Raw genomic sequence first — 18,297 nt, forward strand, 5'->3', positions numbered from 1 at the left:
TGTCGGTGCTTCAGCACCTCTCATTAGATATAGTTCATCAGTGAAGTCTGGCTGATCTTGCCTGTCGCCATGAGGCTGGCCTCATAGGTAATCTGAGCTGTGGTGAGCTGTGTTGCTGCCTCTGCAAGGTCGATGTCCTCGTTGTCGGACTGCAATGTCTTAAAGGTTGTGGTCTGATCCATAAGGCGGGAATTGATAAGATCGAGTCTCTTCGTTCTTGTGCCGTTGTCGGTAACTGCGATGTTGGCTACATCCAATGACTTCTGCATGGACGTGATCTTGTGCTCGAATTCCTGCTGGAGCTCTTCTCTGAGGTAGTCATATGCCTTCTGCGCTGAGGCAAGTTCCTGGCCGACTTTGAGCTTTTGGTCCTCTCCAACAGCTCTGCTTCCTTTTTATCCTTCAGAGTCTTTATAATTGTGGCCAGCTGCTGAAGTTCGCCCAGCATCTTTGAAAAGGTCATCCACATCTCTTTTCACATTTGTGGTGAAAACCGTGTCTGCCGTTGTGTTTACCACTACCGACTGTGCGAAGCCCACATCGTAAGCTATATCATGGTTCGCTGTTCCCTTTGTTGTACAGGATTCTTTTCCGTTCTCATCTATATATAATTGGTTGAGAACAGGTTCTTCGGGTCTGATGTCACCCTTTATCCACTCCTTCTTGTCGTAAACCACGTCGATGCTGTTGGCATTGATGATATTGGAAGGGTGGAGAGCTTTGTCCCTGAGTTCCTTGTTAAGGAGCACCTCGCCGGTTGCTGCGTTGAGGTATGCCCCTCATTCCGGTGGGATTGTTGTAAAGATCCTCGTAGGCATCGTCAATCTGCTGCTCGGTACTGGTTATATATAAAATGTGCTCCTCGTCCATCACAAGCGTTGTTTTATATATAAGAGGAATGTACGCTGCCGTTTCCTGTGAGGCTGAACCACCTGATTGCTGTAGGTGCCGTCGCCGTTATCAGTAGCAATGTTGTTCTTCACTGTCATCGTTCCGTCACTGTTCACCGTAGGCAAAAATATCCCTCGCGGCTAAGACTCATGGAGTAGCTCTGTCCGATTGCGGGGAAGAAGCGGTACCTCAAGAGGCGGGATCTGTCCATCCCTCAGTGGTGTAGGTAACTGTGGAAACCTGCCTGTTAACGATCTCGGTGTTTGCCGACTGGATAACTGAAGGGCTCTTTGTTCTCTTATTGTCATCAAAAAGACCTTCCGATGTAAGGTAAAATTCGTAAGTCTTTCCGTTTTACGGCGTCGATTCCGGTGATATTGTAGGTGGCCGTCACCATTCTTAAGTGGCCTTGTAGGTGATACCTCGCTTGTAACCTGGAAGTCGGTTGCCGGTGAGTTGATGGGGCAGTGCCACGTATCTTGTTAACGCCATCTTCATCCTGAAGGTAAGGTCAATGGTGGGCTTTGTGGTGGAAACGCTGCTGGTTGCAGGCTGGCTTCATGTCCTGTCTGAACTTGAGCTCAACCTCGCTGCCCTCGCCGTATCTGTAATTTAAGTTGTCATAGGAGAGGCGGATCCTTCCTACTGTGGTTTCAATGATCTGACTTTCCAGTGTTGCTGAGGAATTGTCATTTAAGATAGTGGAAGAATCAAGAAGGTGCTTGCCTACAATTCTGCTGGAGGTGCTAACAGCCCCTGCGGTGAACTCATCGTTGATATCTCTGTAATCGGCAGTGGAGGCCTTCTCGAAGGTCAGTGCCGTGTCTGTTCTGTATCCGGTAAAGATATATCGTCCTGCGTAGTCCACATTTCCTGTAGCGTAGTACTCATCTGAAAGAGCGTCCATCTGGGAAATAATGGTGGAAAGATCATCAGAGTAAGGTCCTTGTTGGCGCCCTTGGTTGCCTGTTTTACGCAGTCAGTAAGAACGGATGTCACCGTTGAGAGCGCATCCGCAGTTACTTCCAGCCAGCTCTGAGCATCCTTGGCGTTCTTCTCGTAGTACTGAGACAGCTGTGTAACGTTGCTGCGAAGCCTCAGAGCTCTTATGGCAATAACAGGATCATCGGAGGGCCTCGTTTATCTTTTTTCCCGTGGGCCATCATGGTGTTGAGCTGGTCCTCCGTAACCTTGTTGTTATTTATATTGTACAGTGAATTGTTCTGCATGATCTTGTTGGTGATGCGCATTTAAAGCTCCTTTCACAAGGTAGTTCCGCTCTCGCTTTGCTCGCCGGAACAAACTTCGATCACGAAAATCAGAGATTATCTATCTCAGTTTAGGAAAAGGGACAGTCCATTGTCCCGAAAAAAAGCGCATCCGTGCAGATTATTAGATTTTCAAAATATATTATCGGACCATTACACTCCGGTCTGAAGTATCAATCTGTCATAAATTTCCGTAAGTGTCTGGATCATCTTTGATGAAAGTGTATATGCGTTCTGGTATTTAACCAGGTTAGCGGCTTCTTCGTCCTCATCGACGCCGGCATCTGACAGTCTCTGATTCTTGATGGTGTTCTCCAAAGAAGTGTAGGTCTCTTCAAGAGTATTGGAATTGCTCTTGTTCAGGGCCACATCACCAAGTACCTTGGTCAGGAATTCACCTGAAGATGCTCCTCTGAAAAATCTTCAGTGTATCAAGCATGTTCTTGAGGCTCTTTAAGTTGCCAAAACTCGACTCACCCTCGGTGAGATCGGCCTTGGTTGCCAGCCTGTCGGAATTATCAAGAACAACCGAGTTCACTGTAAAGTTCCCGCCTTTGAGGAAGTAGTAGCCCTTGTACTCTGAAAGAGAAGTCAGCTGCTCGTAGCTGTACTCTGCGGCTGAGTTTGTATCCATGGCACCGGTCAAAAAGATTCACGCCCTGGAGGGAGTCTGAGGTGTAACCCGTTACCATGATCTTGTTCACTTCCTCTGAGAAGTGTCTGATCCACTCATTCATCTGCTCCATGTAATATGGTATTCCCTGATAGCTGTTGGCATAGCCGATGGACACGTTGGTTCCGGGATCGGGAATACTGGAGATGTTCTCGGGATTTAATCTGAACTCGTAGGTGGACTCTCCGTTGTAGCCCCAGCTGTCATACTTGTAATACTTGGCGCCGATCTTGATGGAACCTTCTGCAGGAAGAGTACACTTTGCCATATCCTGGAGATATGAATCCGTAACATTTACGGTAACAACAACTGTACCGTCAGTCTTCTGCTCAACGCCGCCTGCAGGGCATTTGCCGTGGAAGTACTGATTGTTGTTTCCGTCTCTCAAAGCCAGAAGCCCCTGAAGCTCGCCGCCTATGAGCTTTGAATCCAGTGAGAAGTTTGCAAGCTCTGCTACGTTATCTCCGTCTCTGTAGTTGCTTCCTGCCCACTTTATATCGAAAAGTCCGTTGATGTCGTTCTGATTGGTGGGAGCGCCTTCTGCTCTTGAAACGCAGATCATCTGCTTGAATTCGTAGGTATCAACCAGCTCATAGCCGCCCGCAACCCACACCTGGAACCTTGTGGCGCCGGTATTTCTGTCGGGCTGGGTCTCGTCGATGATGGGAGATTCCTTGGTCTCAACCGAAACAATCTTAGACAGGTCGTCCACCAGCATATCTCTTTTGTCTCTGAGTTCGTTGGCGACAGTGCCTGTCATCTCGATTATGTTGATCTGTTTATTTATTGAAGCTATCTCTTTTGCCATTGAGGTTACTCTGTCGGCGCAAAGCTTAACCTCAGAGTTTATGTCGGACTGAAGGCCCTGAATGCTGTCGTATACGTTGTTGAAATACTCGGTAACACTCTTTAAGCTGGACATGAAGGCTGACTTGGTCTCGGTTGTGCCGGCAGCTGTCATCACTGGACTCCATTGCTGCTTCCATCTTATTGAAAAGAGATGAGAATCCGGTAGTTCCGTCGTCGTTCAGGTAGTCCTCGATAAGTCCGTTGTAGTAGTTCTTCTGGGAAACCTCCCCGAGGAGTGTCTCGTTATTCCTGAACTTTACATCGTAGAAGCTGTCCCTCACTCTCTCAATCGCAAGGGTATCAACGCCTGCTCCGGCGCAGCCGTAGGTGGCAAAGACCCTGAGGGCATCTGTCGCCTCCTGCTTCACCTGCTGCCTGCTGTAGCCATCGGTGTTGGCATTGGATATGTTGTTGGCTGTGGTGTTAAGAGCTGCATTTGCTGCCCTAAGTCCCGATGCTGCGATGTTCAGTCCAAAGAATTGTGATACCATATCTTTTTTCTCCTTATGCTTTGGGGCTATTTTATGCTCCCAAAGTAGATACAAGGTGTTCAAGCATTTCACTTACTACATTTATATATCGGCTTGAGGCGTTGTAAGCATTCTGGAACATGATCATGAATTCAAGTTCCTCGTCGCTTGATACTCCGACGATCTGCTCTCTGGCGGATTCAACGGAGGAAACTGTCTGTTCCTGTGCCTCCTTTATGCTCTTATAAACATCACCGGAGTTGGCTACCTGTGAAACCAGGCTGTTGTAATAGGTAATGAAGCTGTTCTTGGTGGTGACGTTGGGGTTGAGCACATATGTCTCTTTTGTAAAAGCTTCTTTGATCTTAGTGGTTGTTGCGTTGTCTTCGCTTCCGTCTATTGTTCTGAAGGTGAAGAGAGTAGGCTCCTGGATCATCAGCGGGTTCACCTGGGAGTTCTTGATGGTGAAGCCTGTGGGAATCTCACCTGCCGGATACTTAACATTGCCGCCCTCATCCTTACCTATGTTGTAGATAAGTCTGTCTGTGGGGTTGGCGCAAACAAAGAGGGTAAAATCGGAAGCGGCGCCCTTTGTGGGATCCAGTGTTGCGGGATTACTCTCTGCCATGGTCATGATGTCGTTGATGGCTGTCATCATGTTGTGTACCATGTTGTCAAACTCGGCCTGAATATTCATGATGACTGACTGGGAAATCCTATCGCTGTAGTGCTGAGGATCCTCCATGATGTCATGGTAGGTTGCCTGGTGATCACCTCTTGCAAGGAGCACTGATTTAAGCTTGCCGATGTCGGTGTTGGTAACTGTTGACACAGGCTGTGACAGGTCAAAAACATGCGCACCCTTGATAGAAACAACTTCTTTTGTTCCGTTGGGCTTGATCTCTGTAACTGCTGCGTATTCCCAGTAAGGTGTTGCATAACCGGCAGCTGTTCCGCCGTCATCTTCCGATAAGCTTGTATCTATTGCCATATGGTTGACATGATCGGAAGTTACAAATGATGATCCTTCAAAAAGAACCAGCACATTTCCGAAAGTGTCTTCCTGATAATCTATTCTTCCGTATTCAGCCAGCTTATCAAGAAGGAGGTTTCTCTCATCTCGAAGGTCGTTGGCCTTTTCCTGTTTGCCGGACTCAATGTCAACAATGTCATGATTGAGCTGCTGTATTCTGTCGCCGTACTTGTTGATGTTATCCACCATATCTTTTACCGTGGAATCAAGGTTCTCCTGGTAATCGGTAAGTCCGTCGTATACGCTCTTAGCTCTTGTCAAAAACTCGTTTGCTCTTGTTACGAAGGAACTCTGTGTAACGGCTGAGCACGGATCTTTTGCCAGCTCCTGAACGGAAACCCAGAGGTTATTCATGGACTGGGCGAATTCCGATCCGTTAAGCTCCTGCAGCTGATCCTCAATCTCCTCAATGGCCTTCAGGGAAACATCATAAAAGGCACCTCTTCCGGTCTCTGTCCTGTAGGAGAGATCCAGGAAGGTGCTTCTTACCTGCTTACAATTATTGTAGTTAACGCCGGTTCCTATCTGCTTAAGGGCGATGGTGTTGTATTTTCTTTCTATGGTCTGATATGCCCTGGTTCCCTGGGAAACCTGCTGCCTTGTATAACCTGTGGTATCAAGGTTCGCCATGTTGTGGGCCGTGGTGTTCAGGGCGTTCTGGGAAACCGTCAGTCCTGAAGCTCCCACATATAAGTTGGCCATGAGTGACATGTTGATGGTCCTCCTATATATAAGTGCGCGATGCGGATTGCTCCGCTGCGCTCCCGCTAAAAATGGGTATAAAAAAGACACTACCGCGATTCTACGGTATTCACCCGGGTGGATTATCTACATGCATCCGTACCACTTTGAAAGTGGTACGTTACTGCTTTGCATCAAACCCGCCCGATGTGTAACCTAAACATTCGCCTGTAGTGCCTGCAGCTCTTGAGTAATTCGCCGTCTGTGGAGCCATTTTAGCCGCCTGGATGATGTTCATTTCGAACTGAACCATCTCTAAGGAACTTTCCAGTAACTGCTGGTTCTGTCCGTTTACACGTCTGACATTGTCCGCAACGCCAACGAGCCTATCGCGTTGGAATGCCAGTTTCTTCTGATCCACAGGTCTTTTGTCCAATATCTGGATCAGCTCGGTCAGTTTCAATGAATTAACATCCTTGTTAAGTACATTCGCAATATCCTTCATGGCTGTTTCGCGCTGTTTCTCCAGCCCCTGGATACCGCCGATTATGCACTGCTCCTCATCCGTGATTTCTGCAAGTGCCTCAAGATCACCTTTGATGATAATGGTTGTCTTGCGGCTCGATAATCCCAGTAATTTCTCGTATAATGTGCATTCCTGGTCAAGTATTTCAACCAGATTCTCGACTAAACTAGCCACTGAGATCATCCTCCTGTATTAAATTGATGCTGCTTTAGAAAAGCTCGTCGTATTTTGCCAGTAACTTATCAGCAAAAGCCTCTCCACTCACATCATAAGTACCATTTTTAATAGCAGCTTTTAACGATGCAACCTTATCTTCCCTGATGTCGGGTGCATTGTTCACAGCCTGTTTGGCAACCTGGATATCTTTTCCAATCGAAGAGAACGATACTGTATCACGTACATCACCGGTCTTCTTTGCTGCCTGTGGTTTGCTTATTTTGCTGTTTGAGTAAATCTGCTGAACCTGACTGTATGCTTCTATTCGCATATCTTTTCCTCCTTCCCTGGAAGATTTTTGTTTTCTACTACATTTATCGGTAGATGTCTTCATTACTTTAGCTTTTTCCGAAAAGTTTTCCCCAAAACCTTCGGGCCTTAAATAATGATCAAAAAACTTTCAGGGCGTATATTAAAATGTTATCAGTTACGCTTGTTTCCTTACAATTCCGGGCTTTTTCATTCTGCCCATTCGTTCCGTCGTTAAATATATCGACCCTTTCTTGAAAAACTTTAGAGCATTTTTTATTTTTTTTTAAGATTTTGTGGCTTCGCGTTTTCGAGTCTTGGCTCTGAACATCCGGATTAAAATGTCAGAATATTTAGTCTTTTCATTTTGATGTCATGAGGAAAAAGAGCTGTGCCGATATATATTCTGACAGCTAGGGAAAGCATGGATCTTCATGGATGAGAAATCTTCATCATACGTGAAGGTTCATTTTTTTGTGCCATGGACCTTCGCAGAAAGATAAGGAGGTACCATGAAAATTGCACAAAGTAACGTAAATCTGGTCTCCAACCGGACCTACTATGAGGAGAACACCGTGACCATCCAAAGCGGAGTGGTGACCCGGGGTTCCTTTATGGACAGTCTGATAGACCAGGAAAAAAAGCTGGATTCTGTCGATATCACAGAAACCGGCCGGGGTGATCTGCCCCTTAGCAGTGAAAGCTACACGTCGCTGAAACCCTCAAAGTCCGATTACCTCTCTCCCGTGGAATCGTCTTTGGAGGAACAGATCGCCAATCTTCGGGCAACGCTCCTGGAGCGGATCCTGAGGCTCTTGCAGTTCCTTGACGGAGGCAGGAGCAAACGAGGCTATCAGGGTACCCTGGAGAACACCGCTAATATGCTGAGTGGCGGCTCCTTTGTCCGTACTACCACGATAACTGCGGTCCACATGGAGGAGGAGTCCACCACCTTTTCAGGAAGCGGCACTGCCCTCACTGAAGACGGCCGGGTCATTGACTTCGGGGTTCAGTTCTCAATGTCCAGGCGCCTGTGCGAATATGCCGGCATTAGCATGAGCTCTGCGGTTAACCTCATCGATCCACTGGTGATCAATGTTGATTCAGGGGTGACCCACATCAGCGACCAGTCCTTCTACTTTGACCTGGACTGCGACGGCGTTGATGAGAAAGTCTCAAACCTTGGCGCCGGCAGCGGATTCCTTGCTTATGACCGAAACGGCGACGGCAGGATCGGGGACGGATCGGAGCTCTTTGGAACAAAGAGCGGCAACGGCTTCGAGGACCTTCGCGGGTACGATGGCGACGGTAACGGCTGGATCGATGAGAGCGACGAAATCTACGATCAGCTCCGTGTCTGGCTCCGGGGCGAAGACGGCACCGATACACTGCTTAGCCTCAAGGAAGCCGACGTAGGCGCCATCTATCTTGGCAGCGCCGAAACGCAGTTTAGTCACTTCGGCGGATTTGGCGGCGTTAATGGCCTTGGCGGATTCGACGGATCAGGTCTTGGCGACGCAGGCGCAGGTGGTCTTATCGGCGCAGGGGCTGCTGATTTCAGAGTCACCGGCGTGACCCGCTCCTCCGGCATCTTCCTGAAGGAGAGCGGTGGCGTTGGCACCGTCCAGCAGGTAGACCTTGCCGCACTGTAAACCGATGTGTCATTATCTCAACCATATGCTTATTTACACGATTTCTTAATTAAAAAACGCCCTATTTACAAAAGTGTTTCTATTGTACAAATGAGAATTGTTTTTTTCTTGTGTTGGAAGTGATTAGGCGCTGTATGCCGAGGGATATGTGAATTGAGTCCTCTCCGACGCAAAGCATTCTACAAGCTGATTGAGTCGGTAAAATATCCCAAAAACTTGACGCTATATCGACAAATAGCCTGTTTGAGCACTTGATTATCGTGATAGCGTTTGTGTTTCGTGAATTCTTTACATTATTTCGCAAATATCACCGACGCAAAACTCCATAACAGACAAATGCGTCGGAAGTGCCGTTGCCGAAATCATCGAAATCTTGTAAGTCCTCAGCATATATCCAATTACGCAATCTGAGAATCAGTCTATACCAGCCATAATTATCATCAACACAAATGTAAAAGGGAATTTAAAACACTCCCCACCATTCAAGCTTAATATCATGAGTGGTGGGGAGTGTTATGTCTTTTCCCAAATAAAACTAATTATAAATTGCAACTAATATATTCCTGTTACTTCGTTACCGCATTGCTGACAAAAGGGAATTTAATCACCAGGTCCTTATCCATTTCCATCATCATTAAAAAACGACTGGCAATTCCCGAAGGCTTATTTGTCCCGGCCTCCCAGGCCTCGACAGTTTTGCATGACACGCCAAGGTAACTGGCAAATATCTTCTGAGACATTCCCGTAGTATTTCGTATGCGTTTTACATCATCAGCTGCATATGTCTTAATTGGTTCCACAACTACTTTATGGCGCTTCAGAATAGGCTTTTCGCTTACAGAATCCTCAATTGCTTCATTGAGTCCCGTCATTATACTTGCATAAACACTCTTCTTATTCATCTCGTTTACCTCCCAGATTTCTCTCCAATGCCTCAATCATCTTTTTGATATCACGCCTTTCCTGCATAGAAAGATTATCTTTTTCATTCTTCCCATATACAGTTATCAAATATACCGTTTCTGCAATTAGAAAATCAACATAGCATACTCGCGCACTTTTACTTTTTCCTCTGTTATTCATAGCTATCCGAGCTTTCCTAAGGCTACCGGTGCCTTTAATAACAGGATACTTTTTCGGATCCTTCATTATTTCATTCTCTAACCAGCGTAGATCCTCATCATCAAACCCAAGCCTGTCCCAATTATTTGAAAACTCATTGGTCTGTATAAATGTTCTTGTCATATTCCTCCTGGTATCATTATTGTAATGCCCCATTCAATAGGGTGTCAATCTTTGTTGGTGATTCCGCCAAGTGGGATTGCAGCGGTTGCTCCGATCGGAGCAGACTTAAACAGAATAACAGACAAATCTTAAGATTTACCGTCAAAATTTCTTAAGATTTCTAAAGAATTATTGCACAAAAGCGGCAGCTGCGAGTATAAATCGCAGCTGCCGCTTTTATAGCTATTAACCTACCTGTTTAGTTCACTAACCGGTCCCGTAGCCTTGTGGTTTCTGATAATACCGTCGATCTCATTCAGGTCGCTGGCGGGAAGATCTCCCGGGATCGTGTTCTTCACACTGGATGTGGCATTGCCGTATTCCAGAGCCTTCTCAACATCATTGTATTTAAGAAGTCCGTATAAAACGCCGGAAACATAGGCATCCCCGGAGCCAATCCTGTCGATGACATCGATGTCTTTGTAGGGCTCCTCAGTGAAAAGCTTATCCTGCGCGGCATCGTAGATGGTTGACGTAAAGTTGTGCTTCCTGGGACTTATGACCTCACGCTGAGTCGTGCAAACCACCTTGATGGGATACTCGGTGGTGTAGCTCTTCATGATGTCCGCCAGAGTTTCCTCCTTCTGCATCATGCGCCTCGAAGTCTCCTCAGACACAAAGAGAACGTCCACGTACGGCAGAATTTTCTTTATGGCTGCCCTGGCCTCTTCTTCGCTCCAGAGGTTCGCCCTGTAGTTGCAGTCAAAAGAAACAGTGGCTCCCCCCTCCTTGAACCGTCTTATCATCTCAGTGGTCACTTCGCAGGTGTTCCTGTTAAGGGCCAGGGTTATTCCGCTGGTGTGGAACATCCTCGTGGAAGTGAACATGCTCTGTGGCAGTTCATCCAGGGAGATCCTGGTGATGGATGAGTTTTTTCTGTCATAGACAATTGAAGGCTTTCTTGGTGCCGCACCGTTTTCATAATAGTAGATGCCAAGCCTTGCATCATCGGAATCATCATATATAAGGTAGTCGTCGGATACTCCCTCGAACCTGATCCTGTTCTTGATGAAAGTCCCCAGAGCGTTCCGGGGAATCCTTGAGATCACGCCGGTTCTCAGTCCCAGAAGTGCAACGCCCGAAGCAACATTAAACTCGGAGCCGCCGGCTCTTTTGTCAAAAATATCTCCTCTGGTCATGCGCTCATAATTGGGCGGAGAAAGTCTGAGCATGATCTCTCCAAAGGTCAGCAGATCGAATTTACTCTCACACATGGCAGGTCCCCCTTTATTCCGGTGAAAAAATACTGTGGCTTCCATCGACACATTGTCGAAAGTCTTTTGTACTCTCATCTTATAATATAGGATATTCATGTGTAAGAGCTTACATTTGCTTCATTGTGGAATATCTTGAACACACTCATTCAGTTTACCCAGGGTCTTTCTATCAGGTTTTGCTTTCCTGAAAGTTTCCAGATACTTTTTAATGATCGCTATGAACGGTCTTGGCATCATATTTTCCGGTCTTGTGCAATCGAGTAGGCTGACTCCTACTCGATTCTGCACACAGACATTCCGCACTTCGTGCTCCATGTCCTTACGACCGGCAAATGAATTTGTATGCAAGCATCCATTCGCTTGCCGGTCTTGTGCAACAAAAAACAGGCGCGACCGAGTGGCCACGCCTGTCTGATATACGTTTGAGCAATTATATTATTTGAAAGATCAAAGACCGATTCTGCCCTGTACCTTGTCGTTCACAACATAGTATGCAGCGTCTTCCTCAGGCTTTACATAGATGCTGAGCTTTGTGATCTCATCTACGTTTCCACCCATCTCATACTGGTAGTTGTTCTTAGCGTTCTGAACAAGCTCGTCATAAGAGATGTGCTTGTATGAATACTGAAGCTCGATGTTAGCTGTAACTGCTGCTTCCTTGGGAGCTGCTGCCTTCTTAGCAGGTGCTGCCTTCTTAGCGGGAGCTTTCTTAGCTGCTGTAGCCTTCTTAGCTGCAGGCTTCTTAGCCTCTGCCTTTTTAACTTCTTCCTTTTTAACTTCTTCCTTCTTAGGCTCTGCCTTCTTAGCGGGAGCTGCCTTCTTAGCAGGTGCTGCCTTCTTGGCGGGAGCTTTCTTAGCTGCTGTAGCCTTCTTAGCCTCTGCCTTAACCTCAGCCTTCTTCTCTTCTGCCTTTACTACGGGTGCTGCAGCCTTAGCTTCTGCAGCAACGGGGGTCTTAATAGTTGCAACAGGCTTAGCTACCTCTGTCTTTTTAATCTCAGCCATTTCTTGTTTTCCTCCTCAAAATCACATTGGATTTATGTAACTCGTTAAAACAATAAAGTGATTACGGAATAGAGTTTACACTCATTAACTTCCCTTGTCAACGCATTCTCTGAGCCGATATCAAAATTAATCCAAGCTCCATGCGGTATAAAAGGTTATCAGTGTCAGCGAGAACAGTATTCCTGCGAAAATATCGGTCAGCCAATGCACACCGGCAAACAATCTGGCGGCTACGCCGACTACTATCACTGCAAATGCAGCAATCTTCAGCACTTTGAAGACTGTGGGATTCTTGATGAGTCTTTTCCATGCAGGGATTGCACTGCCCAGGACGCTGCAGATTATAAGTGTATGAGTTGAAGGATAGGATGTTTCAAGCTCTGTTTCTCCGGGCTGAAGCACGGGTCTGTAGTTGATGGGAATCTTGCCGAAGACAACATAGATGACTGCCACTACGACATAAAGAATTCCCAGGCCGATGATGACCTTTCCAACCTTGCTAAGGCTCTTTTCCCTGATGAGCTTGTAGATGCCCAGTATTGCAAAAGATGCCACTACTGCAAAAGCAACCACCATTGCCACATCGGAGATGGTGTCGAAAAGGCTGTTGTAGCCGAACCTTCCGGCGAAAGCGCCGTTGAGGCTTGCAAAGCCAACTACTGTATTGTCGGGGCCGATGGCCTGGCGGTCAACGACTGTGGCCAGCACTGAGAAAATTACGGTTATCGCAAGAAGTGCCAATGGCCTGATGTAATTTTTGATTTTTGTTTCCATTTCTTTTCCCTCTATATTTATATGATTTTCTTTGTATATGAATTTAGGATTGCTGGTAGGAGCTTGCAATCCTATGTGTTTGCCCTGCGTATACGGTCTTGGCCTCTGTTTATCTACAGCGAAATTGTTACCTGCCGTATACTTCGCTCACGAATTTGCGGAGCTGAACCATGGCACGCTCCACTTTTTCCGTATCGATGCAGTAAGCCATGCGGAAGAAGCCGGGGGCTCCGAATCCATCGGTGGGCACGAAAATCAGGTCGTAGTCCTTGGCTTTTTTACAGAACTCGATGGAGCTCTCTTCGAGAGCCTTGGGCATGATGTAGAAGGTTCCGCCGGGCCTGACCACAGTGAAACCAAGGTCGATCAGGGTATCGTAAATGATGTTCATGTTGGTCTCGTATACTGACAAGTCTGCGGTCTCATTGCAAACTGCAGCCACTGCCTGCTGAATGATGGACGGCGGGCAGTTGTGGCCGGTGCCTCTGGAAATCTGGCCGCACATGGGAACTATGACATCAGCGCCCTCGCAGGCGGGATTTACAGCGACGTAGCCGATTCTTTCTCCGGGAAGTGACAGGGACTTGGAGAAGGAATAGCAGCTCAAGGTGTTGTCGTAAAACTTGGAAACGTAGGGTGCGTCTGCGCCTTTGAATACAATCTCTCTGTAGGGCTCGTCGGAAAGCAGGAAAATGGCATGTCCGTAATCCTGAGATTTGTCAGTTAGGATCGCTGCCAGCTTTTTGAGGGTCTCCGTTGAATATGCAACGCCTGACGGGTTGTTTGGAGTATTGATAAGAACCGCCATGACATTGGGATTCAGCATCTCCAGGAACTTGTCGAAGTTGATCTGGAAAGTCTCTGTATCAGCAGGAACCACGGAAAGCTTAAGGCCTGCGCCTGTAATGTACGGGCCGTACTCAGGGAAGTAGGGCGCAAATGTAAGCACCTCATCTCCGGGCTTTGTCACCGCGCGAACTGCGTGGGAGATGGCGCCGGCCGCTCCTGTTGTGGGGAAGATATGCTCCGGTCCGTAGTTCATGTCAAAACGTCTATTCAGAGACTCTGCTATCTTTTCCTTATATAATGGGTTGCCAAGGCTGGGGGTGTATCCATGAAGTGTCATGGTGTCCTCTTCCTGAAGCAGTCTTATCATCTCATCCGTAAAGGACTTTGGCACTTCAACACTGGGATTTCCGAGGCTGAAGTCAAAGACGTTTTCATATCCTATTTCCTTGCCGCGGGCTGTAGCATATTCAGACAGTTCGCGGATCACGGATTTTGCGCCAAGCATGTTCTTATAGGTTTCGTTAATCATTGTGCTCCTCCGGATTATTTATAGTATAGGCTGCGGATCGCAGGTGTGGCAGTAAGTTACCGCCCCGGCAGTTGTCTCCGGGTGGCCGGTGCTGTGTCTTCCTGTGATGCGCAGGCTTAGTCATGTATCTGTATGATTATAGCACAATGTTTAACAGTTTACATCATTAAAGTGGCATGTGAATCGGGGAGTGGTTAGATGAATGGCGACGCGGGATGATTATGAATTGTCTGCTTTGATATATTCTATTTTAATAGGTGCTCTTCTATTGTGTTTTTGTATGATGAGAAATCAAAATGATGGTCTTCGTCTTCGAAGGTCATGATGAGTTTTTTCCCTTGGATGATACCTGCGGACTCATATTGCCTAAGCTTCCAGAAGAAATCCCTGTCCCGGTATTCAGGATCCCCCATCCGGCCGAAGTGCTCATAATAAATGACCTTTCTGCGTTTGACATTCAGGCAGGTGAAATCCGGGTAGATAGTGATGTTGTTGGGAAGCGTGAGTGGTGCTTCGTACTTGTATGGAATACCCAGAATCTTAAGATTGTCTGCGATAATGACCTCTGATTTTGAGCGAACCTTCTCTCCATTGGCTGTGGTCTGATCCTTGTTCTCTGGGTGCTTGAGATTTGGCTCATAAGGAATGGCGAGCCACTTTTGGACGAATTCTTCGTCGCTCATTATGTAAGGCGTTGTCAGCTGCTGCCTGATCTCGTTTTGAGCTTCGAAGACCGCTTGGGATGAGTTGATTTCATATTCCTTTATCAGCTCGCTGATCATGTCCAGTTTTGGCGCGATCGTCTTTATGAATTTGCCGGCATAGGCCTTCTGCGCCAGGGCTTTGGCTATTGATAGCTTGTCTTTGGGAATGTAGATGCCGGAGCGATCCTGTGTATTTTCTCTATGGCGAAATCTTACTCTTCCATCCGTGTGAGTAATCCTAAGGCTTCCTTGCGGAGCCTGTTCCATGTCCTTCTTCGCGGACATTAGAAGAGACTCTAAGCGAAGTTGCTCCTTACGTAAATCTTCTAATATCATATATAGCTCCTAAAATGTGATAATGCGCTTTGAACGCCTAGAACCGGCGCGCATTTTCTAAGAATATCTTAGACATTTGGTTATTATAATTGACATACTGGTAGAGTGTCAATCATTTATATTGCTTTAAGTATATGATGTGTGCCGAATACTGATTATAGGATGTTTTGTGGCATAGCCGAATTCAACACAGATTTAACTTAATGTGCCCAACTATCTAATTACAGCAAACTTAAGCACAGTTTTCTTGAAATGAGTATGCCTAATTCACCTATTATTCCCATATTTCGGCACAGCTTTTCTTAATAGTATTCCGCATATCGAGAGGTATACATGTGCCTATACCACTTAGGGCTTGAACACTCGGCACACGTTTGCACATACATGGTAGTTTTTCCTGTGCCCATCCCTGCACATTATAAAACATTAGGCACATGATTTATCCAACTCATGTGCCTAAAACAAACAATAATATAGAATTGAGCACAAATATTAGCGCCCAAACCGCCGCATAAGCAGCTACACAAACCGCCGCATAGGCAGCTACACAAGCAGCCAATCAAAACCGCCCGCACAAAACAGCACAAAACGCAAGTACCGCACTCAGCACTCGCCAATCCCTCACGCCCTCAGGCTCGCCAGTTTCTCCACAATGCTCTCGGCGTCCGCAAGGAGCTGCTGCTCGGCCTTGCGTGGATTAGTGTCCTTCTTGTACTTGTAGACAAAGGCAGGTATGCCGGCCTGATGGAAGGCCATGGCGCCCTTATAGGATGCGATCAGGCCGGGAATCTTTCCGGCGTCAATCTTTGCGGAAGGATTGATCTTGATTTCAATCTCCCCGGCGCCGCCGCTGCCAACACCGCCGGCAGACTCGTTTCCGGCACTTCCGACACTGCTGCTAATGCCGCCGCTTACGCTGCCTGCGGTACTTCCGCCATTGATCTCCATAATATACAGATCATGGGCCTTAGTACGTAGCAACGAAATCCTAAGCAGGTTCTCCACGGGCTCCGGCACCTCACCGAACCGGTCAATGAGCTCATCCCGCATGTCGTCGCACTCCTGGGAATTCTCAAGGCTGGCGATCCTCTTATAAATCTCCAGCTTCTGCTCTTCGTTCAAAATATATTCCGCAGGGATATAAGCATCCACATCAAGGTCAATGCTGGTGTTTATTGCATCAAGCACAACATCGCCCTCGTCGCCTTTCCTGATCTTGACCGCTTCGCCCAGCATCTTGCAGTACATATCATATCCAACTGCGGCCATATGTCCGCTCTGCTTTTTGCCCAGAAGGCTACCGGCGCCGCGGATCTCCAGGTCACGCATGGCGATCTTAAAGCCGCTTCCAAGGTCAGTGAATTCCTTGATCGCTGCAAGTCTCTTCTCCGCAACCTCCTTGAGCATCTTATCTCTCTTATACATAAGGAAGGCATAGGCCGTTTTATTGGATCTTCCGACACGTCCCCTGAGCTGATACAGCTGAGAAAGTCCCATCTTATCCGAATCGTGAATTATCATGGTATTAACATTCGGAATATCAAGCCCTGTCTCAATGATAGTCGTGGACACCAGCACATCAATAGTCCCGTCGATAAAGTCGTACATGATGCGCTCAAGCTCAGCTTCCTTCATCTGTCCATGGGCAAAAGCCACATTGGCCTCAGGCACCAGCTTCTGAATAGCCGCCGCCGTATCTGCAATGGTATTGACCCTGTTGTAAACATAGTAAACCTGGCCCCCCCTCGACAACTCACGAACAATCGCCTCGCGCACCAGCTCGTCATTGTACTCCATTACATAGGTCTGGATGGGAAGCCTGTCGTTAGGCGCTTCCTCCAGAACGGCTCATATCCCTGATTCCCACAAGGGACATGTGCAAAGTCCTGGGAATAGGTGTCGCCGTCAAAGTAAGAACGTCTATGTTCTCCTTCATGGCCTTTATTTTTTCCTTGTGAGTAACACCAAAGCGCTGCTCCTCGTCCACGATCAAAAGCCCAAGGTCCTTATAGGTCACATCCTTGGACAAAAGACGATGCGTCCCGATGACAATATCCACAAGGCCCTTCTTAAGATCCGCCACCGTCTTCTTCTGCTCGGAGGCAGTCCTGAAGCGGGACATCAGATCCACTCGAACAGGGAAGGCCCTCATTCTCTCGGTAAATGTATTGTAATGCTGCTGCGCCAGAATGGTCGTAGGCACCAAAAGAGCTACCTGCTTACCGTCCTGTACCGCCTTAAAGGCCGCACGTATGGCAACCTCAGTCTTTCCAAATCCCACGTCACCGCAGATTAGTCTGTCCATTATGCCCGAGGACTCCATGTCATGCTTGGTATCCTCAATGGCCTGAAGCTGGTCCCTCAGTCTCCTGATAAGGGAAAGCATCCTCAAACTCCTGCTGCCACACTGTATCCTTACCAAACGGGAAACCCTTGAGCCTGCTGCCTCTTTGCATAGAGCTCCACCAGATCCTGGGCCACTTCCTCTACCGCAGCCTTGACCTTACTCTTGGTATGGTGCCACTCTGCTGTGCCCAAGTTTATTGAGCTTTGGCTTATGCCCGTTCTCATCATCGCCGCCTGAGGCGTACTTCTGAATGACCGACAGCCCCGTAGCCAGCACGTAAAGGTTTCCGCCTCCGCCATACTCAACCTTGATGTAATCCTTCACCACGTGATCAGTCTCAATCTCTCAATACCGCGGTAGATCCCAAGTCCGTGATCCTCATGCACCACGTAGTCTTCCAACCTTTAGGTCCGGCGAAATCAGAGATCTTCTCCACCCTGGTACTTGCTCTTTTTCTTCTTTTTCTTGCGGGCATGCTCGGTAAAGATGTCGCTCTTCTGCGATCACCGCAAACTTCACATCCGGGTACTCAAAGCCCTTGAGTATCCGTCCATAATATGTCATTATCTCGCCGGCGGAAAGCACCCTTCCGGGGTCCTCGCTGTAAAACGCCGTTACCAGATTGTCCCTAAGGTCCTCGACAATTCTTTTTGCCCTGGTCCTGGAACCGGAAAGAATCAGCACCCTGTAGCCCTTGGCTTTGTAATCCTTAAGGTCCTTCACCAGCGTATCGAAGCTGTTATTATAGGGCGCGATGCTTTCTTGCCTTAATGTCCCAGCTCTTTTTCGGGGAAAAGAGATTTT

At 47.4% G+C, this 18,297-nt stretch carries 19 protein-coding genes and 1 pseudogene; 1 reads left to right on the forward strand and 19 read right to left on the reverse strand.

Annotated features, from left to right (window positions below; translation table 11 throughout):
- Nucleotides 1–23: 23 nt before the first annotated feature.
- The 11 genes from T456_RS0113020 to flgM form a co-directional block, all read right to left on the reverse strand.
- Entirely contained in the window at nucleotides 24–269 is a 246-nt protein-coding gene (locus T456_RS0113020) for a flagellin (RefSeq protein WP_024866487.1), read from the reverse strand.
- Between the two features lie 126 nt (nucleotides 270–395).
- The gene (locus T456_RS0113025; RefSeq protein ID WP_024866488.1) at nucleotides 396–749 is read right to left on the reverse strand and encodes a hypothetical protein; all 354 of its coding nucleotides are present in this window, start codon (nucleotides 747–749) and stop codon (nucleotides 396–398) included.
- Nucleotides 750–1,402: 653 nt separating this feature from the next.
- The gene (locus T456_RS21480) at nucleotides 1,403–1,798 is read right to left on the reverse strand and encodes a hypothetical protein (protein WP_024866489.1); all 396 of its coding nucleotides are present in this window, start codon (nucleotides 1,796–1,798) and stop codon (nucleotides 1,403–1,405) included.
- 199 nt (nucleotides 1,799–1,997) lie between these two features.
- Nucleotides 1,998–2,141: a hypothetical protein gene (locus T456_RS22550; protein ID WP_155838108.1), complete on the reverse strand. Its 144-nt coding sequence runs from the start codon at nucleotides 2,139–2,141 to the stop codon at nucleotides 1,998–2,000.
- A 171-nt stretch (nucleotides 2,142–2,312) separates the two neighbouring features.
- Nucleotides 2,313–2,528, reverse strand: coding sequence for a flagellar basal body rod C-terminal domain-containing protein (locus T456_RS0113040; protein ID WP_024866490.1), 216 nt, complete (start codon nucleotides 2,526–2,528; stop codon nucleotides 2,313–2,315).
- A gap of 25 nt (nucleotides 2,529–2,553) precedes the next feature.
- Nucleotides 2,554–2,697 (reverse strand): hypothetical protein, encoded by a 144-nt coding sequence (locus T456_RS22845; protein WP_197026897.1) that lies wholly within the window; start codon nucleotides 2,695–2,697, stop codon nucleotides 2,554–2,556.
- Entirely contained in the window at nucleotides 2,678–3,754 is a 1,077-nt protein-coding gene (locus T456_RS24355; RefSeq protein WP_155838110.1) for a FlgK family flagellar hook-associated protein, read from the reverse strand. Before T456_RS24355 ends, T456_RS22845 begins: the two co-directional genes overlap by 20 nt.
- Nucleotides 3,672–4,172, reverse strand: a complete 501-nt coding sequence (locus tag T456_RS0113055; protein WP_024866492.1) for a flagellar basal body protein — start codon at nucleotides 4,170–4,172, stop codon at nucleotides 3,672–3,674. The genes T456_RS24355 and T456_RS0113055 overlap by 83 nt, the downstream gene beginning before the upstream one ends.
- A gap of 31 nt (nucleotides 4,173–4,203) precedes the next feature.
- Nucleotides 4,204–5,895, reverse strand: a complete 1,692-nt coding sequence (gene flgK, locus T456_RS21485) for a flagellar hook-associated protein FlgK (protein WP_024866254.1) — start codon at nucleotides 5,893–5,895, stop codon at nucleotides 4,204–4,206.
- 151 nt (nucleotides 5,896–6,046) lie between these two features.
- Nucleotides 6,047–6,565, reverse strand: a complete 519-nt coding sequence (locus tag T456_RS0113065; RefSeq protein ID WP_024866255.1) for a flagellar protein FlgN — start codon at nucleotides 6,563–6,565, stop codon at nucleotides 6,047–6,049.
- A 34-nt stretch (nucleotides 6,566–6,599) separates the two neighbouring features.
- Complete coding sequence (flgM, locus tag T456_RS0113070; RefSeq protein ID WP_024866256.1) at nucleotides 6,600–6,878, reverse strand: flagellar biosynthesis anti-sigma factor FlgM; 279 nt, start codon at nucleotides 6,876–6,878, stop codon at nucleotides 6,600–6,602.
- Nucleotides 6,879–7,368: 490 nt separating this feature from the next.
- Between flgM and T456_RS21490 the strand changes: the two genes are divergently transcribed.
- On the forward strand, nucleotides 7,369–8,508 hold the full coding sequence (locus T456_RS21490) for a hypothetical protein (RefSeq protein ID WP_024866257.1): 1,140 nt from the start codon (nucleotides 7,369–7,371) through the stop codon (nucleotides 8,506–8,508).
- A gap of 566 nt (nucleotides 8,509–9,074) precedes the next feature.
- Here T456_RS21490 and T456_RS0113080 read toward each other — a convergent pair.
- From T456_RS0113080 to mfd, 8 genes and pseudogenes are all read right to left on the reverse strand, one after another.
- On the reverse strand, nucleotides 9,075–9,410 hold the full coding sequence (locus T456_RS0113080; RefSeq protein ID WP_024866493.1) for a helix-turn-helix domain-containing protein: 336 nt from the start codon (nucleotides 9,408–9,410) through the stop codon (nucleotides 9,075–9,077).
- A complete protein-coding gene (locus T456_RS0113085; protein ID WP_024866494.1) occupies nucleotides 9,403–9,753 on the reverse strand; it encodes a type II toxin-antitoxin system RelE/ParE family toxin in 351 nt (116 codons plus the stop codon). Before T456_RS0113085 ends, T456_RS0113080 begins: the two co-directional genes overlap by 8 nt.
- Before the next feature lie 230 nt (nucleotides 9,754–9,983).
- Nucleotides 9,984–11,006, reverse strand: coding sequence for a sugar kinase (locus T456_RS0113090; protein WP_024866495.1), 1,023 nt, complete (start codon nucleotides 11,004–11,006; stop codon nucleotides 9,984–9,986).
- A gap of 450 nt (nucleotides 11,007–11,456) precedes the next feature.
- Nucleotides 11,457–12,014 carry a DUF6465 family protein gene (locus T456_RS0113100; RefSeq protein ID WP_024865845.1) on the reverse strand — a complete coding sequence of 186 codons (558 nt, stop codon included), beginning with the start codon at nucleotides 12,012–12,014 and terminating at the stop codon, nucleotides 11,457–11,459.
- Nucleotides 12,015–12,140: 126 nt separating this feature from the next.
- Complete coding sequence (locus T456_RS0113105; RefSeq protein WP_024866496.1) at nucleotides 12,141–12,788, reverse strand: phosphatase PAP2 family protein; 648 nt, start codon at nucleotides 12,786–12,788, stop codon at nucleotides 12,141–12,143.
- Between the two features lie 127 nt (nucleotides 12,789–12,915).
- Nucleotides 12,916–14,106: a pyridoxal phosphate-dependent aminotransferase gene (locus T456_RS0113110; RefSeq protein ID WP_024866497.1), complete on the reverse strand. Its 1,191-nt coding sequence runs from the start codon at nucleotides 14,104–14,106 to the stop codon at nucleotides 12,916–12,918.
- 245 nt (nucleotides 14,107–14,351) lie between these two features.
- Nucleotides 14,352–15,146 (reverse strand): hypothetical protein, encoded by a 795-nt coding sequence (locus tag T456_RS0113115; protein WP_024866498.1) that lies wholly within the window; start codon nucleotides 15,144–15,146, stop codon nucleotides 14,352–14,354.
- Nucleotides 15,147–15,767: 621 nt separating this feature from the next.
- Nucleotides 15,768–18,267, reverse strand: a pseudogene (gene mfd / locus T456_RS24160) (transcription-repair coupling factor); the annotation flags it as partial.
- Nucleotides 18,268–18,297: the final 30 nt, after the last annotated feature.

Origin of the sequence: Butyrivibrio sp. FCS014, from assembly GCF_000526935.1 — a bacterium.
In the GTDB taxonomy this organism is placed as follows: domain Bacteria; phylum Bacillota; class Clostridia; order Lachnospirales; family Lachnospiraceae; genus Butyrivibrio.